The 21,140-nt window shown below is 58.2% G+C and carries 18 protein-coding genes; 9 read left to right on the top strand and 9 right to left on the bottom strand.

From position 1 onward, the window contains the following. Window positions 1–256: 256 nt before the first annotated feature. The 3 genes from KHW85_RS04790 to KHW85_RS04780 all read right to left on the bottom strand — a co-directional run bounded on the left by KHW85_RS04790 (window position 257) and on the right by KHW85_RS04780 (window position 2,963). The gene (locus KHW85_RS04790) at window positions 257–1,126 is read right to left on the bottom strand and encodes a hypothetical protein (RefSeq protein ID WP_291459012.1); all 870 of its coding nucleotides are present in this window, start codon (window positions 1,124–1,126) and stop codon (window positions 257–259) included. 131 nt (window positions 1,127–1,257) lie between these two features. After that, window positions 1,258–2,046 (bottom strand): hypothetical protein, encoded by a 789-nt coding sequence (locus KHW85_RS04785; protein ID WP_291459011.1) that lies wholly within the window; start codon window positions 2,044–2,046, stop codon window positions 1,258–1,260. Continuing rightward, a complete protein-coding gene (locus KHW85_RS04780; protein WP_291459010.1) occupies window positions 2,043–2,963 on the bottom strand; it encodes a hypothetical protein in 921 nt (306 codons plus the stop codon). The genes KHW85_RS04785 and KHW85_RS04780 overlap by 4 nt, the downstream gene beginning before the upstream one ends. Window positions 2,964–3,131: 168 nt before the next feature. Between KHW85_RS04780 and KHW85_RS04775 the strand changes: the two genes are divergently transcribed. The 3 genes from KHW85_RS04775 to aroD all read left to right on the top strand — a co-directional run bounded on the left by KHW85_RS04775 (window position 3,132) and on the right by aroD (window position 6,732). Continuing rightward, a complete protein-coding gene (locus KHW85_RS04775) occupies window positions 3,132–4,526 on the top strand; it encodes a glycine--tRNA ligase (protein ID WP_366494736.1) in 1,395 nt (464 codons plus the stop codon). An 84-nt stretch (window positions 4,527–4,610) separates the two neighbouring features. Continuing rightward, window positions 4,611–5,849: a tRNA dihydrouridine synthase DusB gene (gene dusB / locus KHW85_RS04770; RefSeq protein ID WP_291459014.1), complete on the top strand. Its 1,239-nt coding sequence runs from the start codon at window positions 4,611–4,613 to the stop codon at window positions 5,847–5,849. Beyond that, window positions 5,830–6,732: a type I 3-dehydroquinate dehydratase gene (aroD, locus tag KHW85_RS04765; RefSeq protein ID WP_291459008.1), complete on the top strand. Its 903-nt coding sequence runs from the start codon at window positions 5,830–5,832 to the stop codon at window positions 6,730–6,732. The genes dusB and aroD overlap by 20 nt, the downstream gene beginning before the upstream one ends. 114 nt (window positions 6,733–6,846) lie before the next feature. On the opposite strand, the gene KHW85_RS04760 is transcribed toward aroD, so the two are convergent. The 4 genes from KHW85_RS04760 to KHW85_RS04745 form a co-directional block, all read right to left on the bottom strand. Next, entirely contained in the window at window positions 6,847–7,302 is a 456-nt protein-coding gene (locus KHW85_RS04760; protein WP_291459007.1) for a DNA starvation/stationary phase protection protein, read from the bottom strand. 177 nt (window positions 7,303–7,479) lie between these two features. Further along, on the bottom strand, window positions 7,480–9,486 hold the full coding sequence (locus KHW85_RS04755; RefSeq protein WP_291459006.1) for a helicase HerA-like domain-containing protein: 2,007 nt from the start codon (window positions 9,484–9,486) through the stop codon (window positions 7,480–7,482). A gap of 35 nt (window positions 9,487–9,521) precedes the next feature. Beyond that, window positions 9,522–10,124 carry a type II toxin-antitoxin system PemK/MazF family toxin gene (locus tag KHW85_RS04750; RefSeq protein ID WP_291459005.1) on the bottom strand — a complete coding sequence of 201 codons (603 nt, stop codon included), beginning with the start codon at window positions 10,122–10,124 and terminating at the stop codon, window positions 9,522–9,524. Between the two features lie 53 nt (window positions 10,125–10,177). Next, window positions 10,178–11,290, bottom strand: coding sequence for a hypothetical protein (locus KHW85_RS04745; RefSeq protein ID WP_291459004.1), 1,113 nt, complete (start codon window positions 11,288–11,290; stop codon window positions 10,178–10,180). 59 nt (window positions 11,291–11,349) lie between these two features. Here KHW85_RS04745 and KHW85_RS04740 point away from each other — a divergent pair, with 59 nt between their 5' ends. Then, entirely contained in the window at window positions 11,350–12,612 is a 1,263-nt protein-coding gene (locus tag KHW85_RS04740) for a deoxyguanosinetriphosphate triphosphohydrolase (protein WP_291459003.1), read from the top strand. Window positions 12,613–12,676: 64 nt separating this feature from the next. Then, window positions 12,677–14,638, top strand: a complete 1,962-nt coding sequence (dnaG, locus tag KHW85_RS04735; protein ID WP_291459002.1) for a DNA primase — start codon at window positions 12,677–12,679, stop codon at window positions 14,636–14,638. Window positions 14,639–14,653: 15 nt separating this feature from the next. Here the strand turns inward: dnaG and KHW85_RS04730 are convergent, their stop codons facing one another. Both KHW85_RS04730 and KHW85_RS04725 read right to left on the bottom strand, forming a co-directional pair. Next, a complete protein-coding gene (locus KHW85_RS04730; RefSeq protein ID WP_291459001.1) occupies window positions 14,654–15,148 on the bottom strand; it encodes a hypothetical protein in 495 nt (164 codons plus the stop codon). Continuing rightward, window positions 15,145–16,077, bottom strand: a complete 933-nt coding sequence (locus KHW85_RS04725; RefSeq protein ID WP_291459000.1) for a hypothetical protein — start codon at window positions 16,075–16,077, stop codon at window positions 15,145–15,147. Before KHW85_RS04725 ends, KHW85_RS04730 begins: the two co-directional genes overlap by 4 nt. A gap of 142 nt (window positions 16,078–16,219) precedes the next feature. On the opposite strand from KHW85_RS04725, the gene rimP reads away from it, so the two are divergent. The 4 genes from rimP (at window position 16,220) to infB (ending at window position 21,052) form a co-directional block, all read left to right on the top strand. Beyond that, entirely contained in the window at window positions 16,220–16,690 is a 471-nt protein-coding gene (gene rimP, locus KHW85_RS04720; RefSeq protein ID WP_291458999.1) for a ribosome maturation factor RimP, read from the top strand. Between the two features lie 8 nt (window positions 16,691–16,698). Then, window positions 16,699–17,751, top strand: coding sequence for a transcription termination factor NusA (gene nusA / locus KHW85_RS04715; RefSeq protein WP_291458998.1), 1,053 nt, complete (start codon window positions 16,699–16,701; stop codon window positions 17,749–17,751). Between the two features lie 19 nt (window positions 17,752–17,770). Beyond that, on the top strand, window positions 17,771–18,067 hold the full coding sequence (locus KHW85_RS04710; protein ID WP_291458997.1) for a YlxR family protein: 297 nt from the start codon (window positions 17,771–17,773) through the stop codon (window positions 18,065–18,067). Window positions 18,068–18,175: 108 nt separating this feature from the next. Further along, window positions 18,176–21,052 carry a translation initiation factor IF-2 gene (gene infB, locus KHW85_RS04705; protein ID WP_291458996.1) on the top strand — a complete coding sequence of 959 codons (2,877 nt, stop codon included), beginning with the start codon at window positions 18,176–18,178 and terminating at the stop codon, window positions 21,050–21,052. Window positions 21,053–21,140: the final 88 nt, after the last annotated feature.

The raw sequence follows: 21,140 nt of genomic DNA, 5'->3' as shown, positions 1-21,140 counted from the left end.
TGCCCACGGCCGCTTACCTGCTGGGCCTTATCTCTCTGATGGTCGTGGCCGCTGGCTGGTCGCTGACCGCCTCTGGGCACATCCGGCGCGTCGGCTGAAAGGCACATCGGCCAAATTACTGTGGGGAGCAGCTACAGCTGCTCCCCACACTCATTTCTCTGGCGTCACTCTACTCTGGTTGGTTCTGATCGTGGAAATGTTTTCTTCTTCTGCGCGAGAGGTGTTGATACCTCGATGGCTGATCGATTTTGAGTGTTCATTGCGTAATTTTTAGAGTATTGATCACAGTGAAGATGTCGGAGGCACATGCTGGGAATAGATGTGTCGTTGTGGTTAGCGTTGCTGTAAAGCGGAGAGGCGCCGGTGTAGTGGGTGTCGCCCATTGGAACTGGATACTCGTAAAAGATGTCCCCTCATCAATGTATATTCCGGTGCACATGATGGCTCCTGGCGGTCGGGGACTAGGAATCTCTTCGAGGGTGATCCACCCGGGGATTGTGGTACGTAAAGCCTCGGTGAGATCGCCTATTTGAGGGATAGTGTTGATGGGTGACACGGTAAGGGTGATCGTAGAGGTAAAACGTGCGTTGGGATCATCCGGACCGGTGAGTGCGAGGAGGAGTGTTTCTCGCGTGGGTTTCTGAATTGCAGATGTGGCAAGCGAGTGCCACCTGCTAGGAGGTGTACAAGTTGCAGTGAGTGTCATGGCGGTGTTTTCAATCTGGAGTATCGAGGTTTCAGCGATGGCGGAGCCAGTGGGGATAATATTTCCTTTCTCGTCGATGAGCCCGCGGCGTTTGTGCCATTGCCAGTTCGCATCAACGCAGTGAGGAACTGGGAGGGGAAGGAAATAGGCTGCTGCAACGGCGAACAAGAAGTAGCCAAATAGCCTTAGAGACTTGTAGGTCCACTGCGGTACGCCAGAGAGCTCTGCCAAAACAGACGTGCATACTATGAGGCCACCTAAGCAGAACAGAGGAATTCGTACCGAGAAACCACGAGTTAAATGGCTTGCTGATGAAATGGCGCGCCAGAAAACTGCAAGCGGTGAGTCGGTATAGGTTTCAATCCACCACATGAACAAGCCGATACTCACAACGGTGAGCGGAATAAGGACTACGAACATGATTTATCCAAAGAAATGTTCGATTGCATAGTCGGCCCCATCAGTTCCTATATTTGTTAAGAAAGTTCCTGTTCTCTCTGCAAAATAGCCTCCGATAGTGAGAAGAGCTCTTCAGCTGAGAAAGATATTGGCTACACAGCGAAGAAGCGTGCCAGTTGGCTCCACAGCTCTGTTCGCGTGCACTTCTCCAAGTCTCCTACCGGACCCGAAGGCTGAGCAAGATCGTGCGCATTGGAGGGCTGTGTCAGATAGCTTTCGGGAAGGGTGCGTGCATTCACCACGTATGCCGCCCAAGGAACAGAGAGAACAGTGTAACTGCGGTGCACATGATAGCCCTGAGGGGTTCGCATCCAGCTTGTCCACACGGCGTATTCCCAGTTCTTTTCCCTAACGAAACGAGTAAAAGATGACCGCTTCTTCGATTTCTCCAACTCTTCAAGAAGGATGTCGTGCGCGGCTACGGCATCACCGGAATTTGCCGCATCAATGAACTCGATGGGCACACGTTTGGGACCATCGAACCGATTCTTGAGGGAAGGAAAGGTTGAAAACTCTGCGACGATCTGCGGTACATCGTGCGTTTCCGCACGATAAACCTGGGTTGTTTCAGGTTCTTTTAAACTACTGAGAATGGTCGATTGTCCCGGAGCGATGAAGGCGCACTGCCTGCGAACCCCGGAAGAGGGGTAACGCGGTGACACCGCAAATTGCGTGAGGGGAGTACTGTCCTCACGGATCGGTGCAAGGAGCATCTGCGCTTGCCCGCCCAAAGCACCATCGGCCTCGTAAATAGTGTCGAGGCCCATCTGGGCTTCCCCCGAAATACCTTCCCGCGCAGATTCTTCGGGGCCCGCGAGGGCAATGAACGCGGGAACCGAGGCTGTCGGTAGGGTGAGGGGAGCGGAGAAATACGTGCTCATGGTGCCACGCTCATCTTCGTCACCATCGTTCCCATATCCTTGAAATGCTCGGGAAACATGCGCGTTGTTGTTGTTGCTGTGGCGGTGATCCTGACGAATGTCGACGAGTCAAGTTTTTCAACCCATGACCATTGAATAGCTGTCAAGGAAACGCCTTCATCAGTGTATGTTCCCGTACACATGAGGGACGCTTTCGGCTTGCTCTGCGTGATCTCGTCGAGCGTAAACCACCCCGGAATCTGTCTGGAAATTGCCTCGCTCAAAGTGCCCAGCGGTAGACGTTGCTCACTGCTTGCCGGAGTTGCGCAGATTGTCAGCGTTGATGGCCGCAGATTCTTGTAATCCATAGGTCCTTGGGCGATCAGAACAACGGGGGCCAAAGGAGTAGGCGTGAGATAAGAGGGCATTTCCTCAACGCGCTGCCAGCCTAGAGGAAGGCCAATACGAGTTGAGAACTCTTTTTTCTGGCTATCGCCCAGCGTGAGTTCTGTAGTGGTACGAACCGTGCCGCCGCGGGGAAGAAGATTTCCTAATTCGTCAACAAGCCCTTTGCGGACACTGTCGTGCCATCTGGGATCCAGCCATGTTGGAAAGTCCAGCGGCAGACGGCACAGTGGGATTAGAAGAATAGAAGCGCACGTACTCCAGCCAAGAAAAAGCACGATGTGCATGGAAAAGCCGTGCTGCCGAGCAAAAACCGTCATTCCAGCAAGGAGAGCAAACAAAGTCCACGCACACAGGCGTAGAAAACTCGCCGGATCTAATGTGTGGACGTTCGTCAAGGGCCAAGCTCGCTGCGCTAAACGCGACTTACTGAATGCGACAAAAAGAATGAAAAGAAGACGCAGAGCAAAAGCAAGGACCCACACGATGACCAATTCGCGCGGGATCGTGTAGGCCAAGGTCGAAATCACCATGCGCACTCCTTGATGCTATGACAAGGGAATATTGCAAAGCAATCTGCTGACTTTTCAGCAATTACTGGCTCGCGTGGCACTCTCCAAGCTCCCCAAGCATTCACCGGCTAAAATATGCACAGACCACTGCGCCAGCCAGGTGCGGTGAGCCCTAATAAAGGAGTTTTCGTGGCACAGCCATCCACCTCTCGTCTTGATTCAGTTATTTCTCTTGCTAAGCGTCGCGGCTTTGTTTTCCCCTGCGGTGAGATTTATGGCGGTACTCGCTCCGCCTGGGACTACGGCCCGCTGGGTGTGGAACTCAAAGAGAACATCAAACGTCAATGGTGGAACTACATGGTTCGCCGCCGTGCAGACGTTGTTGGCTTGGACTCCTCGGTGATTTTGCCCCGCGAGGTGTGGGTTGCATCCGGACACGTCAAAGCCTTCACCGACCCGCTCATTGAGTGCCTGAACTGTAACAAGCGCTCTCGCGAAGATCAGCTCATCGAAGAGCTCGCGGATAAGAAGGGCGTTGAAGAATCCTCCCTGACGCTGGAAGATATTGCTTGCCCCAACTGTGGCGTTCGTGGCCAGTGGACCGAACCCAAGGCGTTCTCGGGTCTGCTGAAGACCTTCCTTGGTCCCGTTGACGACGAGGCCGGTCTGCACTACCTGCGTCCCGAAACCGCACAGGGAATCTTCATTAACTTCGCCAATGTCATGACCGCGGCACGTAAGAAGCCGCCTTTTGGCATCGGCCAGATTGGTAAGTCTTTCCGCAACGAGATCACGCCCGGCAACTTCATCTTCCGTACCCGTGAATTCGAGCAGATGGAACTTGAGTTCTTCTGCGAGCCGGGAACCGATGAAGAATGGCACCAGTACTGGATCGACTACCGCAAGGCATGGTACGTCGGCCTTGGTATCGCCGAGGAAAACCTGCGCGAGTACGAGCACCCCAAGGAAAAGCTTTCCCACTACTCCAAGCGCACCGTTGACCTGGAATACCGTTTCGGTTTCCAGAACTCCGAATGGGGCGAACTCGAAGGTATCGCCAACCGCACCGACTACGACCTCGGCGTTCACGCTGAGGCCAGTGGCGCCAAGCTCGACTACTTCGACCAGACGACCGGCGAACGCTGGACACCCTACGTCATCGAGCCTTCCGCCGGCCTGACCCGCTCCCTTATGGCCTTCCTCATCGAGGCCTACCACGAGGACGAAGCCCCCAACGCAAAGGGCGGCGTCGACAAGCGCGTTGTGCTCAAGCTCGACCCGCGTCTGGCTCCCGTCAAGGTTGCTGTCCTGCCGCTGTCTCGTAAGGATGAACTGACTGGTCCGGCACAGGAACTGGCTCAGGAGCTGCGCGACCTGTGGAACATCGAGTACGACGATGCCGGTGCCGTTGGCCGCCGCTACCGTCGCCAGGATGAAATCGGAACGCCCTTCTGCATTACCTACGACTTTGATTCCGTTGAGGATCACGCCGTCACCATTCGTGAGCGTGACTCGATGGAGCAGGTCCGCATCCCGCTCGACCAGGTTAAGTCCTACCTGATTGAGCGCTTGGGAGTTTGCTGAGTGACCTCGCAGTCTCACGCTAGTGGCCCAGCCTGCTTACAGGTTGGGCCACTGCGGCTGTTTACTCCCGTCGTCTTGGCTCCAATGGCCGGAGTGACGGATGCGCCTTTCCGTCGATTGTGCCGCATGTTTGGTGAAGAGGCCTTGGGTGGGCCTTCGCCCCTGGCTGGAATTCCCAGCCCGGCTGCTCTTCCCGGCGTTGCTGAAAGCGCTCGCCCGGCCTCGGCCTCGGAACACGGGGAAGAAAGTCGAGCGGGCGCGGAACTCACGCCCCACGTCGATGCGCCAGCGGGCCTGTACGTCATGGAAATGGTGACCTCGCGAGCCCTGGTCGAGGGCAATGCGCGCACGATGGCAATGATTCGGCCTGACCCCGCCGAACGCGTGCACTCCGTGCAGCTGTATGGGGTGAACCCACAGGTCATGGCGCGCGCGACCCAGATCATGATCGAAGGCGAGTACGCCGACCATATTGACCTCAACTTCGGCTGTCCCGTCCCCAAGGTCACGCGAAAGGGCGGGGGAGCGGCGCTTCCGTGGAAACGGGACCTCTACACCGACCTGCTGCGTGCGGTTGTGACCCAAGCTCAGGTTAGCGGGGATGCGCGTGGCCGTGAGATCCCGGTGACGGTAAAGATCCGCATGGGAATTGATAGCGAGCACGAAACCGGCCTCGAGGCCGCGCAGATCGCCCAGGAACTTGGTGCTGCGGCCGTAACTGTACACGCTCGCACCCAAACTCAGCACTACGCGGGCCAAGCGCACTGGGATTACATTGCGCGCGTCAAGGAAGCCCTGGATATTCCGCTCTTCGGTAATGGCGACGTATTCGAGGCCGCGGATGCGATGGAGATGCTGCGTCAGACCGGGTGCGATGGCATTTCGGTTGGCCGAGGCGCTCAGGGGCGTCCGTGGATTTTCCGCGATATCGTCGCCGCCTACCACGGGCGGCAGGCTTTCCCAGCACCCTCCCTTCGCGAGGTTGCCTCCATCATCGAAACCCATGCGCGCTGGTGCGTGGAAGAAGAAGGCGACGAAGATCGAGCGATGCGTGAAATGCGCAAACACATCGGCTGGTACTTGCGCGGTTTCAAGGTGGGTGGGCCGCAGCGCCATGCGTTGGGGATGGTCTCTACTCTCGATGAGCTCAGCGCTCGCCTGGCCGATTTGGACCTTGATCAAGATTTTCCTGAGGCCGCGCGTGGGCCTCGTGGGCGCGCTGGGGGAGAGAAGACCCCGCACCTGCCCGACGGGTGGTTGGATCACCGATACTTGACGGACGCCGAGCGGGCGTCGATTCATCATGCAGAAGTTGGCTACTAAAGGACTGCTGAGTAGAGGGGACGTCATGGAGCCTGTTGTTATTGGACGCAGTGATTTGGGTGAGGCCTACGGCGTTGCGCCTTCGGGCGTGGGCGCTGGAGTGCTTGACCCCGCGGGTGCTATTCCTCCACGTGGCCGAGTGCTTTTAGGTGGCGGGCAGCCGGTGGTTTTCATTGTTCCTCTAATGGCGGGGGACGTGAGTGGTGTAATTGCTCAGATCGAAGCTGCTTCGAGTGAGCCGCACGATATGTTCGAGTGGCGCGTGGACTACCTGGATGTTCTTGCGGGACTTTCAGGTGAGGAACTGAGTGACCAGGCCCGTGAAGAAATTTCGAGGTCTGCGGCTAAGATCTTGGGGGCTTCGGATGTGCCCGTTTTGGCTACTGTCCGCACAGTTGCTCAGGGCGGAAAGGCTGAAGTTTCAACGCCGATTTATGGTCAGATCGTTGAGCTGCTGGCTGGGTGCGGGATGGACGCGGTAGATGTGGAAATGGCTCCGGCGGCACCTGCATTGACCGAGAAGGTTCGCGCCGCGGGTGCGAAGGTCGTCATGTCCTTCCATGACTTCGAGGTGACTCCCGAATCGGAGATCATGCGAGAGCTTTTGGAAACTATGGCGGCCTTGGGCGCAGATGTTGCAAAGCTTGCGGTTTTGGCTAATTCGGAGCGCGACGCGCTCAATGTTGAATTGGTCCAGAGGTGGGCGGCTGAGTACGTGTCGGTTCCCTCAATCGTTTTAGCGATGGGCGAGTTTGGGCGCCAGACGCGTGCGACTCAACCTGAAGATGGGGGAGTTGCCTCTTTCGTTGCCGTGAGCGGACGTGAGAGCGCGCCCGGTCAGTGGGCTGCTCGGGAATTGGCGGCCAGGCTCGGGCGCGAATAAAAGCCTCCGGAGTGCTTTTCGGGGGTGAACTACGCCTTGAGAGGTTCCTGAGATTGAAAGACAAAACTGGGGCGCCTCCAAAGAGGCGCCCCAGTTGAAGCCAGACTCAACTAATCAGTTGAGATCCTTGGTTGCTGCGCGCAGCATCCAGGCCTGCTTTTCCAGGCCGGTTGCAATGCCGATCAGCAGGTCGTTGGACAGGTGATCGTGCTCGTCAACGGGATCAAGGGTTGCCTTGATACGCTCGGACACTGCAAGCAGGCGCTCTTCGTACTGGCGAGCAGTCTTATCAGTGGGCAGGAAGCCGGGCTCCATCGGATCAACCAGCGAGGTCGCTGCAACGGTCGCCGCACGCGCATCGGGTGCAACTTCGATGGCGGACATACGCTCAGCAACATCATCAGCGGCAAGGCGAACCTGGTCGATGATTTCATCCAGGTGCAGGTGGAGCGAACGGAAGCCGAGGCCTTCGATGTTCCAGTGTGCCTGCTTGCCCTGAAGCGACAGATCGGTCAGATCAACAAGAGCCTGCTGCAAAGCTGCTGCAACAACGGGGTGTGCGTGAGTCATATTGTTCTCCTAAAACCTATCCAAACGTGCGAACCGCAAGGGCCGCACCATTGCTATCACTTCTGACAACTCCATTTTTGGCGATCGTATTCCCTTTCGCACTATAAGGTGAAATATCCGACAAGGGTTGTGACATAACTTCGATAAAGCGTCAGAAGTACTCAAAAATCGTGGATTTTACTTAAATAGTGTTCCCAAAATTGAACGCGTTAGCGAGCGTGCTGCAGTCGTTCCAACGGACCTGACCGTCGACTCAATCACGCGCTGTGTGGCGCGTGCACGACGCTCCTCAGCCTTTTCGGCCTCGCGACGCTTACGCTCTTCGGCCTTCTCGACCTCGCGCTGCAAGCGCTCAAGTTCCTTCTGGCGGGCAGCCTCTTCCTTCGCTGCCTGCTTCTCGGCTTCCTTCTGCGCCTTCGCTTCTTCAAGCTGACGCTGTGCCTCAGCGGCCTTCTCCTCAGCGGCCTTAGCGGCATCTGCAAGACGCGCTTGCATCAATTCGAATGCCGATTCGTTATCAACCGCGTCACGATAACGCGACAAGAGCGGCGAGGAATTAATGATTGAAGAGACAACACCTGGATCAGCCGGGCCCATGACAGCGGCGGGTGCATCCAACATGGTCGGAGCAACCGGGGTCGGGCGACCCTTCTCATCCAGAACCGTCACGACAGCCTGACCGGTACCCAGCGAAGTCAGCACCTCAGCCAGATCCAGGGGAGAGGTCGGGAAGGTCGAAACTGCCTTCTTGAGGTTTGCCGCATCGTTTGGAGTGTGCGCACGCAGTGCGTGCTGAACGCGTGAACCGAGCTGAGCCAAAACCTCGTCGGGGACGTCGGTGGGGGACTGGGTAACAAAGACAATGCCCACGCCCTTAGAACGAATCAAACGCACTGTCTGCACGACTGCCTGGAGGAACTGCTTTGAGGCATCGGTGAACAGCAGGTGCGCCTCGTCAAAGAAGAAGACCAACTTCGGCTTATCGGGGTTGCCCACTTCCGGCAAAGTTTCAAAGAGCTCAGCCAAGAGCCACATGAGGAAGGTTGAGAACAAAGCGCCCTGGCTGCCCAGGTCGGGAAGTTCCAGCGACGAAATGACGCCGCGACCGTCCATCGACACGCGCATGAGATCAGCGATATTGAAGGCGGGCTCACCGAAGAAAACATCGCCGCCCGAGGCCTCCAGAGCAGCAAGCTCACGCAGGATTACGCCTGCAGTTGCTGGGGAAACACCACCGATGCCCTTGAGCTCGTCCTTGCCTTCGTCGTTGTTTGTCAGGTAGTCGATGACCGAACGCAGGTCCTTGAGGTCAATCAGCGCGAGCTGCTGACCATCGGCCCAGTGGAAGATCAACTGGAGGGCTGAGGCCTGAGTGTCGTTCAAGCCCAGCACGCGCGAAAGCAGAAGCGGTCCGAATTCGGTGATGGTTGTACGGATCGGCACGCCTTCGCCGCGGCCACCCAGGGTAAGCAGTTCCGTGGGGAATGCCTTACCTTCCCAGTTCTGACCAATGCTTGCGCAACGTGCAAGGAGCTTCTCAGAAGAGGTACCCGCCTGAGCCAGACCGGTGAGGTCACCCTTGATATCGGTGACGAAAACGGGAACTCCGGCTTCTGAGAGACGCTCGGCCATCAGCTGTAGGGTTCGCGTCTTACCGGTACCGGTTGCGCCGGCAACCAAGCAGTGGCGGTTCATCAGTCCCAGCGGAATTCCAACAGGTGCGCCGGGAACCGGAGTATCGCCATCCAAGAAAGCACCCAGTCGCATCGAAGGCGAGGTAAAGGAGTAGCCCGCGCGGACCTGCTCCGCGTAGCCCTGCAGTTCGCCTTCGCTTGCCGAGGCCTGGGCCGGGGCGGCGGGAGCGGCTTGCGCAGGCGCAGCCGGGGCAGCCGGCGCACTTTCCGCAGGCGCAGCTTCCGGGGTTTGGGCGGGAGCAGCTTCGGAAGGAGCTGCCTGCTCAGCCAAAGCGTTATCGAGGGCGGCCTGCGCGGCCTCGGCCTTTTCGGTTGCTGCATCGGCAGCGGCGGCCTGGGATGCGGCCTCGTTCTGGTCGCCCTGGCCACCTTGAGCGGCAAGAGCGGCATCGAGGGCAGCCTGCGCAGCCTGAGCCTTTGCGGCAGCGGCTTCGGCGGCGGCCTGCGCGGCCTCGGCCTTCAGGCGTGCAATTTCAGCGGAATCGGTCATTGTGGGTCCTCGCAGTGTTGTGGTGGAAGTGGTCGTTAGGCATTCCAGTGCTGACGCAGGGCGTCGCACACGGCATTGTAGGTTGAGTGGTCTACGGTCGCTCCCTCGCGGCGAACATCGCCGGGGGCAACAATGAGTAGGCGGTCCAGGCGCACCTGACTGGGGCGGCCCTGCGGATCCCACGCGCCGGTTCCGATGGGGAACCAGTAGCGTCCCCAATGTGCCTCTTGCTCGGCATCCTTGCGGTGGTCCTTGGACGTCAACTGGGCGACAACAAACCCCTGCTGTACTCGTGAAAGCACGACAACGGGACGATCTTTGCCCTGGGTCGGGTCCTCTTCATAGGAGACCCACGTCCACACGACCTCGCCGGGATCCGCATCCCCATCGGGATTCGGCTCGTATTGGAAAGGAGGAAGTCCGTGTGCGCGAACGTCCCACACCTTGTTTCCCTTCCCCGAGGCCTGGGCGGCGGAGGAAGAAGAGCGTGCAGTGTGTGAACTGCGTGAAGAAGAGGAAGAACGGGAGGATGAGTGCGACGAGGAACGTTTGCGTCCCTTCGAGGAACCCATTTCCTCTTTCATGCTTTGGCCTGCGGCCTGGATAAAGATCGCGAGAAGTCGCTTAATGAAGTCCACGTGGTCTCCAGGTTTGACGGAACAATACCCTAAGTGTAAAGGGACTGAGGCGCTTATTCCGTGGCAAAAACGCGAGGTCGAACGCGTGCGGTTTCAAACCATGCACACTGCCCGGGCGCAAGCGGGGTATCACTGTTGAGCTGAGTGGATAAAACCCCCGTCGAAACAAGCGGCCGGTGCTCTGAAGGAACAACGACAGTGGAGTCTGAGGTGTTGAAAACAACTAAAACTTGAGCACTCATATGGACCAAGCAATCAGGTCCAGCCCAAGCAAGGCCTCGTACGTGGGCAAGGGATCCCGTCCCCATTCCGTGCTCAGCTCGGGTACGCAGCGCCTGCTGGATCAGCAACACAAAGGAAGGAGGAATGGCATCACTTGGTGGCGAATTAAAGTAGACGGCTCCTGGAAGAGAGAGTGCAAATAGAGTTCGCGCACGATGGAACTCGCTGTCCTCGTAGGGAAGAGCTGGCCATGCTGCCACGTGCCCCAAAGGGTCACGGTTCATGAAAGTATTTGCGATCGAATCGCAGAGCTCAGGGTTCTTCCATTTAATGTCCAGAAGAGTGTCGTTACGCAGGTGGTGGAACCAGGACTCTTGAAGGATTTCCTTTAAATCCGCGTCATCCATGTGCGGCAGGCTGGAGGTGAGAATAGGCAGAGTATCGGTATTAGCCACCTCTGCCATCACCAGGCGAAGTAGATGCATGAACTCTTGACGCTCAGATGAATTCGGTCCGTATTGCGTGAGCGGCAAGGTCCCAAGATCAATCCCGTCGACCTCCGCGTCAACGCATGCTCGCACGCGGCCAAGCAGCGTTGTTACCGTTTCATCGCTGGAATAAGGCCCGTTGAAATCGTGAGTATTCCATTCAGCTGCAGCGGGAAGATGGACGATGATCTTGACGCCGACCCTATGGAAATGCCTGACAAGAGCAGCGAGTTCCGGATTGACTCCCCAGATCATTTGTGGAATCGGGGAAATAAGTAGGGCATCTACGCCCACCCTGGCGAACTGAATCGCTTCCTTGCTCAGCAGCTGAGCAAGCTCATGATCAACGCGACTGGGGATGCGGCAAATTGCAGATGAATGCCACCACGGGTGGGTGCCTTTTCGGGCAGCATGGACCAATGTCGTTACTACCCGGGTCCCCTTCGTTGCATTCACAGCCCTATTCTTGCAGTTTTAGGCATCGAAAGGGTACTTGAAGCAGTTAGGCTTATCACGTGCACACTCAGTATCCGTATAGCTCCGCAGACCGTGACCGTTATGTTTCAGAGACTCAGAAGTCCTCTGTGCGTACAGATTTCGAACGCGATCGAGCCAGAGTGCTGCATTCCTCAGCACTACGACGTTTGGGTGAAAAAACGCAGGTCCTGGGGCCAACCTCGGATGATTTCGTGCGCACGCGCCTGACTCACTCCCTTGAGGTTGCGCAGGTGGGACGCGAGCTGGGGAAGGAACTGGGGGCCAACCCCGATGTTGTCGATGCCGCATGTCTTTCCCACGACCTCGGGCATCCGCCATTTGGACACAATGGTGAACGTGCACTCAATGAACTTGCGGCTGAAATCGGTGGCTTTGAAGGGAATGCGCAGACACTGCGAATCGTTGCACGCCTGGAACCAAAGGTTATCGCAGAGGAAGGCCCCGCTGGACTGAATCTCACGCGCGCAACCCTTGATGCGATTTGCAAGTACCCCTGGGCGAAGGGTGAAGGCCCGAACCGGGAAAAGTCCTTGCGAAAGTATTCGGTCTACGACGATGATCGCCCGACTTTTGAATGGATGCGTGAAGGCGTGACTCCCGGGGCGCGTTGTTTGGAAGCTCAAATTATGGATCTTTCCGATGACATCGCGTACTCGGTGCACGATGTCGAAGACGCGGTTGCAACCGGAAAGATGGATCTTGAGAACTTGTGCAGCGATGCGCATACCCAGGGTGTCATCGACTCGACTATGAAGTGGTACGGGACTTCAGTTTCTGAAGACGATCTGGTTCAGGCGTTTGAGCGCCTGGTGACCATGCCCGAATGGCTCAGTGCCTTCAGTGGCTCATATGCGGATTTGGCTGCCTTAAAGGACCTCACCAGCGAACTGATCGGCCGATTTTGTAACGCGACAGTCGCGGCCACCCGTGAAATTGCAGGAGACGAACCCCTGGGCCGCTATCGCGCGGAGCTCGTTGTTCCGGCGCAAACCCGGGCAGAAATTCAGGTTCTTAAGGGCATGGCTGTCCACTATGTCATGAGCCCGCGCGAAAGTGAACCTGTTTACTATCAGCAGCGCACGCTGCTCAATGACTTGGTTGACGCGCTTATCAACGCCGGCCCCGAAGATCTTGAACCTCCCTTTGCCGCTCAATGGCGCGCAACCACGGATGAGGGGAAGCGTTTGCGGGTCGTTATCGACCAAGTCGCCTCGTTGACCGATATCTCAGCTTCACGCTGGCATGCAAAGCTGTGCGGGATGCTCTCCTCGCAGCTTTAAACAGAGCCCCGGTGCCAATCCACATGCCCCTGCTAAGGAAGTGTCCACTCGCTAAACTGAACTCATGGCCGGCCTGATCCTCAAAGAAGACATCGCCGCCGTACGTGATGCCTCGCGCATTGAAGAAATCGTCGGCGAGCGCGTCGCACTGCGCCCTGCGGGTGTTGATTCTTTGAAGGGATTGTGCCCATTTCATGATGAACGCACGCCCTCGTTCCACGTTCGTCCCTCTCAGGGGTTTTGGCACTGTTTTGGCTGTGGAGAAGGCGGAGACGTCATCAGCTTTGTTCAGAAAGTTGATTCTCTTTCCTTTACCGAGGCCGTAGAAGCCTTGGCCCTCAAAGCCGGGATTACTCTGCGTTACGAGGCCGCGGGAAGCGGGACGCTTCGCCGTGAGGAGCCGGGGCGTCGTCAGCGCCTTCTTGATGCACACCGCGTGGCTGAGGAGTTTTATCAGGCGCAGCTCACCTCCCCCGAAGCGCACCTCGGGCGTCAATTTTTGGGACGGAGGGGCTTTGATGAAGCGATGTGCCGTCACTTTGGGATCGGCTACTCTCCGGCCTCGTGGGATGCACTGACGCGTCACCTTCGTTCCAAGGGTTTCACCGATCAAGAGATTGAAACTGCCGGTCTGGCGACTCGTGGTAACCGCGGACTTTATGACCGTTTCCGTGGAAGGCTGATGTGGCCAATCCGCGATATTACGGGTGCGACTGTTGGTTTTGGTGCCCGGCGTTTGAATGATGAGGACAAAGAATCCCCGAAGTACCTCAACACCCCTGAAACGCCGATTTATCACAAGTCCCAAGTCCTGTACGGTTTGGATCTTGCGAAGAAAGAAATCACTCAGGGACGCAGGGTTGTCATTGTTGAGGGCTACACCGATGTCATGGCTGCCCACGCTGCGGGTGTCGGCTGCGCTGTTGCAACCTGTGGCACCGCTTTTGGTGAAGAACACGTCAAGATTGTTCGCCGACTGCTGGGAGATACCGCCGATAGTGCGGCGGGAGTCGTTTTAAGCAATGGGAAGACCCATGGTGGTGAAGTGATCTTCACCTTCGATGGCGATGCTGCCGGTCAAAAAGCTGCGCTTCGTGCATTTGATATGGATCAAAACTTTGCGGCGCAGACCTTTGTCGCCGTCGAGCCCCACGGTATGGACCCCTGCGAATTACGCATGGCCCAAGGCGAGCGTGCGGTTGTAGAGCTGGTGAACTCTCGGACTCCGCTTTTTGAGTTCGTCATTCGCTCCGTCCTGCGCCAATTGGATCTCAGGACTGCGGAGGGTCGCGTTAAGGCTCTTCGTGCCGCTGCTCCCGTGGTCGCTCGCATTCGTGACCGCGCTCTCCAACGCGAATACACCAGGTCGCTCGCTGGCTGGATTGGTATGGATATTTCTGAGGTAGCGCGTGCGGTTCGCTCCTCTGGGAGCTCGCGCCCGGCCTCGAACGGGCGCGGGGGAGCGACTCCCGAGGCCTCGGCCCCCATGCCCGCACGGCGCGGTCCCGAAGACCCCGTGTCAAAGATTGAACGCCAGGCCTTAGAAGCGTTGGTTCAATACCCCATGTATGTGGTGGGCTCGGGATTTGAAGAACTTGGGGGAGAGGCATTCTCGGTGCCTTCCCACCGCGCAGTTCACGACGCGATTCGAGCCGCAGGGGGTCTTGACGCTTTTGTCAAACTTCTTCGTCAGGCCGAAGAACATTTCGGTAAAGGGGAGAAAGCTGTGCAAGCAGCGACTCGCGCCTTCGTTGATGACGTGCGCGAGCTGATGATTCCCGAAGTTGCAGCGGTTTTGATGGAACTTGCGGTTGCCCCGCTGCCGCAGGATCGCGAAGATCAGCTTCGCGCATACTGTCGCGGAGCGATGGGGGCAATGGTGCGTTTGGACGTGACGCGCAGGCTGGCCGATGCGAATGCGAACCTTCAGCGCCTGAGCGAAGATGATCCGCAGTACACCCAAGCATTCCGAGAGCTGATGCGTCTGGAAGAAGTGCGTCGCCGCTTTACCGAACGCGCACAATAGCCCCTGCGGCAGGTACTACTCCAGTCCAACGCTTTCTCGCAGCTGGCGTTCGAATGAATGAGCCACTGCGATTCCTTCATCATCCAGTGGGCCGCCCGCCGAAAGGACAGAGAACAGCTCACCGTCTTCACGCCTGCGAATTTGTCCGGTGATCACCGTTCCAGAAGGAGCCGTGACATTTCGGACAACGACCTGCGTGCGGTTCACCTTCTCAGAAAGGTCTTCCATAAAAGGACGCATTGACGAGTCGCTGGATTTGAGAGTCAAAGGGGTGCGGGAAGGATCAACCCAGGTCACGCGAAGTTCCTGCTTTTCACCGTTCCATCGCGCGTTTTGGATTTCGTACCACATTCCCGAATCAACAACGTGATCATCGTCGATCAGGATCAAAGCAAAACGTCCCGAAACCAGAACCCTCGAATCGGAGAGCTCAATATGGGGCGAATTGGCATCCCCTGTGGGAACAACGCCTTGCCAGGCCAGTTTTGTGTTGTCACTTTCCGTGCTCATTGAAGTGTCACCACCGCTGGAATCGAGACACCGGGAGCTTTGGCCCACAGGCGAACATCATCCAGTGCGGCGCGAGCGCCGAAAAGTCGCACATCCTGGGAGTCTGAAGCGAAGAGATTGATATCCGCACGCATTGATGCTTGAGCAAGAGAGGCGGGGGAGTGATCAGGCATCGAACAGCGCAGCTGGCGCGTGTCTTTGCTTCCGCGTTCTAAAGAACGTGAGGCCCGATCAAGAAGCGCGTTTTGAATAGTTTCTGCCGATGAGAAGTCCTCGCTTGTCACCGCGGACTTCGGAAGTGTCTGAGCGATGCAATCCCAATTGGCCGTTGTCTGAGCGGCCTGTTCCGAGTTCGCGAAAGCAGAAGTCGTTTGTGAAGGCTGGGGGAGGGCTAAATCTGAAGAGGTGCCGGTGTGAACAATCCACGAAGGCGTCTTTCCACTTTGGCCAATCAGGCGCTGAGCCAGCGCATCAACATCGTGCTCGCCCTCATCCAAGTCAATTGCGTAGGCATTCGCCAATTGCACTGCCGAGGCGTAGCGCCCCAGCGCGACTGCGCCAAGCTGGCGTGCCTCTTCGCTCGAGGTCATGGCCGGGTTTGCTGCGGTCTGAAGATCTCGGCGAGCCGAGATGACCAGCCAGGAGACGAAATCCTTCACCGTGTAGGGAGCTTCTGCAATCGCTTCGGGCTGGGGGAGTGAAGCGGCATCCTCGCGGCCCTTCCATGGCTCCCATACTCCTCCGAGGAATTCCAAGCGTTCCCGGGAACTTGCAGCTACGGCCTCGAGAGCGGAAGAACACGAGGCGCATTGGGTGGCAAGGGAAGCAAGGGAATGCGCGCGATCGGCGGCGGCGGCCTCGGTACGCGCAGAGGTGTCACGGGACAGTGCGAAACCGGTCAAAGCGGGCAGGCTACTGGGGGATTCCACGTGGATTCCACACGCTCCAAGGCTAAGAGCACAGGCAGCAACGAACGCAGTGAAGAGTTTCGGGTGTTTCACAACAACATCATCCCATGGTCAAAAGACGAGTACGATTGCCTAGAATACCGTGTCGCGTGAAGGAGTGAAGGTGGCACCCACACAGATTGAAGAACAAGTCCGTGCGCTGGTTGAAGGTATTGTCACCGGGGCCGGAGCCGAACTTGATGCGGTGACTATTCTCAAGCAGAATGGCGCCCTGGTCTGCCGAATCACCGTCGAAGAGCCCCTGGGAAGCGAAAGGCTCTCCTCGGATGCGCTCGCGGATATCTCACGCGCAATTTCCAAAACTATGGATGCCGCTGACCCGATTTCTGACGCATACATGCTGGAAGTCTCCACTCCGGGTCTCGAACGCGAATTGAAGAAACCTGACCATTGGAAGCGCCAAATTGGCGGATTGGTCAGCGTCAAGATGCGAAATGGTGACAAATTTCTGGGACGGGTCAGCAATGCCGATGATAAAGGCGCTACTGTAGACACTGGCGCTGAAAGCCACACAATTGCATATGACGAGATCAAGAAGGCGCGTTCGCGCGTCGACTTCGGCTCGTGGGAATGAGGGACGCTATGGAAATCGATATGACCGCCCTGCGAATGGTCGAACATGAGAAAGGGGTATCGCTCAATACCCTTGTTGATGCCATCGAAGAGGCATTGCTGAAGGCGTACCACAACATCCCCGGCGCAATTGCAAAGGCTCGAATTGAGATCGATAAGCGCACGGGTCGCGTGACCGTTATGGCCACCGAAGAAGACGAAGAGGGTAACCCCATCGGCGAATTCGATGACACCCCCAAGAACTTCGGCCGCATTGCACAGTCCACCGCGCGTTCCGTCATCATGCAGCGCCTGCGCGATGCTGATGATCAGCGTGTTTTGGGTGACTTTGCCGGCAAGACCGGTCAGATTGTGACCGGTGTCGTGCAGCAGTCGCGTGACTCGCGTATGACCACCGTGAAGCTGGCCGATGATTTCGAGGCCATTCTTCCCGATTCAGAGAAGGTCCCCGGAGAGGACTACTCGCACGGAACCCGCCTGCGCGCACTGATCGTTTCCGTCGAGCGTACCGACCGCGGTGCTCGTATCACCCTGTCGCGCACCCACCCCGGTTTGGTCAAGGGACTGTTCGAGCGCGAAGTTCCCGAGATTCAGCAGGGACTGGTTAAGATCAAGGCCATTGCCCGCGAGGCCGGTCACCGATCCAAGATTGCCGTGGTTGCTACCCGCGAAGGCGTGAATGCCAAGGGCGCATGCATCGGCCCGATGGGCTCGCGTGTTCGTGCGGTGATGACGGAACTTGGTGGCGAAAAGATCGACATCGTGGACTGGTCTGAAGATCCGGCACGTTTCGTTGCAAATTCGCTGTCCCCTGCGCGCGTGGCTCGCGTTGTCGTTCACTCCGTGGAACAGCGCACTGCAACAGCGATCGTTCCCGACTTCCAGCTTTCGCTGGCAATCGGTAAGGAAGGGCAGAACGCTCGACTTGCCGCGCGTCTGACCGACTACCACATCGACATCCATTCCGACACTGAGAATGGCGAAGAAGGACTGGCATCGCGTTCGTCTACACCGGATGACGTGATCAGTCGCTCACAATCCGATGGCTTGGAAGAGGACTGACTCGGCTAAGCTTAAAGGCGTGTCTGACTCCACTCTGATGCTTCGCACCTGTGTGGGGTGTGGATTACGCGCGCAACGTGCGGAACTTATCCGTGTTGTTGCGACCTCTGACGGGGATCTGCATGTTGATCATCGTCGTCAACTTCCCGGTCGGGGAGCGTGGTTTCATCCCGAGGCCCGCTGCCTAGACCTCGCCCGCCGCAAGCGGGCGATCGGGCGTTCACTGCGTCGATCAGTAGAAATGACTGACGAACAGTGGGCTGAACTGGGGAAGGAAATTCTGTCTGCGGCGCACAGGGCGCCGGACAACGAGTAGCGAAAGCGGGTTGAAAGCCCATGGGCACCCGATGAGTACCCAGCGATGAGCTGCCTGCAATATCAGTGATACGTCTCCGTTCGGGGACGTTCCCGAACAAGGAGAAAAGTGGCAAAACTGCGTGTCCACGAGCTCGCCAAAGAGCTCGGAATCCCCAGCAAGGAATTGCTGGCCTACCTGCGAGACAAGGGCGAATACGTTAAAGCTTCTTCGTCCGCACTTGAACCGCCCGTAGCGCGTGAAGCGCGCGAGCACTTTGAAAAGCTTTCCGGTTCAGCATCGGGTGACGCTAAGAGCGCCCCGAAGAAGGCGGCCCCCAAGCCCAAGGCAAAGGCTTCCGCCAAGACCGCTGAAACCGCCCCGGCAGCACCCGCACAGGATGACGCTCCTGCAGCTGCCGAAGCTCCCAAGCCTTCTGCTCATAAGCCTGGGCCTCGTGCGCCCAAGGCGGCAGCACCAAAGGCCGCAGCAGCCGAAAAGGCCGAAGCTGCACCCCGCGCTCCCAAACCGGCACCGCGCCAAGCTCGTGGAAGCCATGAGGAAGCCCCCAAGCCTGCAGCTGGTGCTCCCAAGCCCGGAGCTCCTCGCGCCCCGCGTCCCGGTGGCTCTGCAGCCAAGCCGGGTGCGCCTCGTCCCGGAGCACCCCGTCCCGGTGGCCCTCGCCCCGGAAACAACCCCTACGCATCCAGCCAGGGAATGCCCCGTCCCGGTGGCAGCCAGGGCGGTCGCGGTGGAAACCGTCCCGCACGTGGCGCACAGGGCGAGCGCCCGGCACGTCCCGGTGGTGCTCAGGGAGCACGTCAGGGTGGACCTCGTCCGCAGCGCAGTGGCGCACCTTCCGGTGGCGGCCCGCGTCCGAACCCGGGGATGATGCCCGGACAGGCGAACTTCGCTCGCTCGGGTGGCCCCGCACCTTCTTCTGAACGTCCTCGTGGTGGCCGAGGCCGCGGTACCCGTCCGGGTGGCGGTAACGGTGGCGGCCAGGGCGCTCCCGGAGCAAATGCCGGTGGCGGTTTCGCTCCGCCGCGCGGTGGTCGCGGTGGCGGCCGCGGTGCAACGCCGGGCGCATTCGGTCGCGGTGGCGGCAAGAGCTCGCGCGGACGTAAGTCGAAGCGCGCAAAACGTCAAGAGTTTGAACAGCAGAACGCACCCGTCATTGGCGGCGTTTCGATTCCTCGTGGCGATGGACAGCAGATCCGCATCCGCCAGGGTGCCTCTCTTGCTGACTTCGCTGAGAAGATCAACGTCAATCCCGCAGCGCTGGTGACCGTCCTCTTCCACCTGGGAGAGATGGCAACTGCCACGCAGTCGCTGGATCAGGACACCTTCGAAGCACTGGGCGCAGAGCTCGGCTACGACGTCAAGGTTGTCTCGCCTGAAGATGAGGATCGCGAACTGCTCGAGTCCTTCGACATCGACCTCGAAGCCGAAGAGCTGGACGATGCAGAGAACATGCAGCCGCGTCCCCCGGTCGTCACGGTCATGGGCCACGTCGACCACGGTAAGACCAAGCTGCTCGACGCCATCCGTCACACCGACGTTGTCGACTCTGAGCACGGTGGCATTACCCAGCACATTGGTGCCTACCAGGTGCAGGTGAAGTCCGAGGATGGAACTCCTCGCCGTATCACCTTCATCGATACCCCCGGTCACGAGGCCTTCACCGCTATGCGTGCTCGTGGTGCGCAGGTCACCGATATTGCGATCCTCGTGGTTGCAGCGGATGACGGTGTCATGCCTCAGACTGTTGAAGCAATCAACCACGCGCAGGCCGCTGGCGTGCCGATCGTTGTTGCAGTCAACAAGATCGATAAGGAAGGCGCGAACCCCGATAAGATTCGTGCCCAGCTCACCGAATATGGCCTGGTTGCCGAAGAGTACGGTGGCGACGTCATGTTCGTCGACATCTCGGCCAAGCAGCGCAAGGGTATCCGTGAGCTTCTCGAGGCCGTGCTGCTGACTGCTGATGCAGCGCTGACCCTTGAAGCGAACCCCGATACCGATGCCCGCGGTGTCGCTATCGAAGCGAACCTGGATAAGGGCCGCGGTGCAGTGGCGACCATGCTGGTTCAGCGCGGTACCCTGCGCGTCGGCGATTCCCTGGTTGTCGGTTCCTCGCACGGCCGTGTTCGTGCGATGTTCGACGACAGCGGTAACGATGTCGCCGAGGCCGGACCCTCGACCCCCGTTGCAGTGCTGGGCTTGACCTCGGTTCCTCGCGCTGGTGACTCCTTCTTGGTCGCCACCGATGACCGTACTGCCCGCCAGATCGCTGATAAGCGCGAGGCCGCAGAACGTCAGGCCATGCTGGCCAAGCGCCGTAAGCGCGTCTCCCTTGAGGACTTCGATAAGGTCCTTAAGGAAGGCGAGGTCGATACCCTCAACCTGGTCATCAAGGGTGACGTCTCCGGTGCTGTTGAAGCCCTGGAAGACTCGCTGCTGCGCATCGATGTGGGCGAAGAGGTTGCTCTTCGCATCATCCACCGCGGTGTTGGTGCAATTACCCAGAACGACGTCAACCTGGCAACCGTGGACAACGCGGTCATTATTGGCTTCAATGTCCGCCCGGCTGAACGCGTTCAGGAACTGGCCGATGCCGAGGGCGTCGAGATCAAGTACTACAACGTCATCTACTCGGCGATCGACGATGTCGAGGCCGCGATGAAGGGCATGCTCAAGCCGATCTACGAAGAGGTCGCACTGGGCAGCGCGGAGATCCGTCAGGTCTTCCGTTCCGGCAAGTTCGGCAACATCGCAGGTTCGATTGTCCGCAATGGCACCATCAAGCGTGGAACCAAGGCTCGCCTGGTCCGCGACGGTGTGGTTGTTGCAGACAACCTGGAGATCGCATCGCTTCGCCGCGAGAAGGACGATGTCACCGAGGTCCGCGAGGGCTACGAATGTGGTATCACCTTGGGTTACAAGGACATTCAAGAAGGCGACATTATCGAGACCTGGGAAATGCGCGAAAAGCCGCGTGACTGAGGTCTTCGCTGAGACAAGGGTTTGGGCCCCGCACCTGCTGGTGCGGGGCCCAAACTTTAGTTTCGTCGGTGGCTGTTTTGAGCGCGGC

The sequence above is a fragment of the Actinomyces sp. oral taxon 181 genome (assembly GCF_018370895.1).
Taxonomy (GTDB): domain Bacteria; phylum Actinomycetota; class Actinomycetes; order Actinomycetales; family Actinomycetaceae; genus Pauljensenia.
The sequence above is the reverse complement of the archived record's forward strand: the minus strand, read 5'-3'. Positions and strand labels throughout refer to the sequence as shown.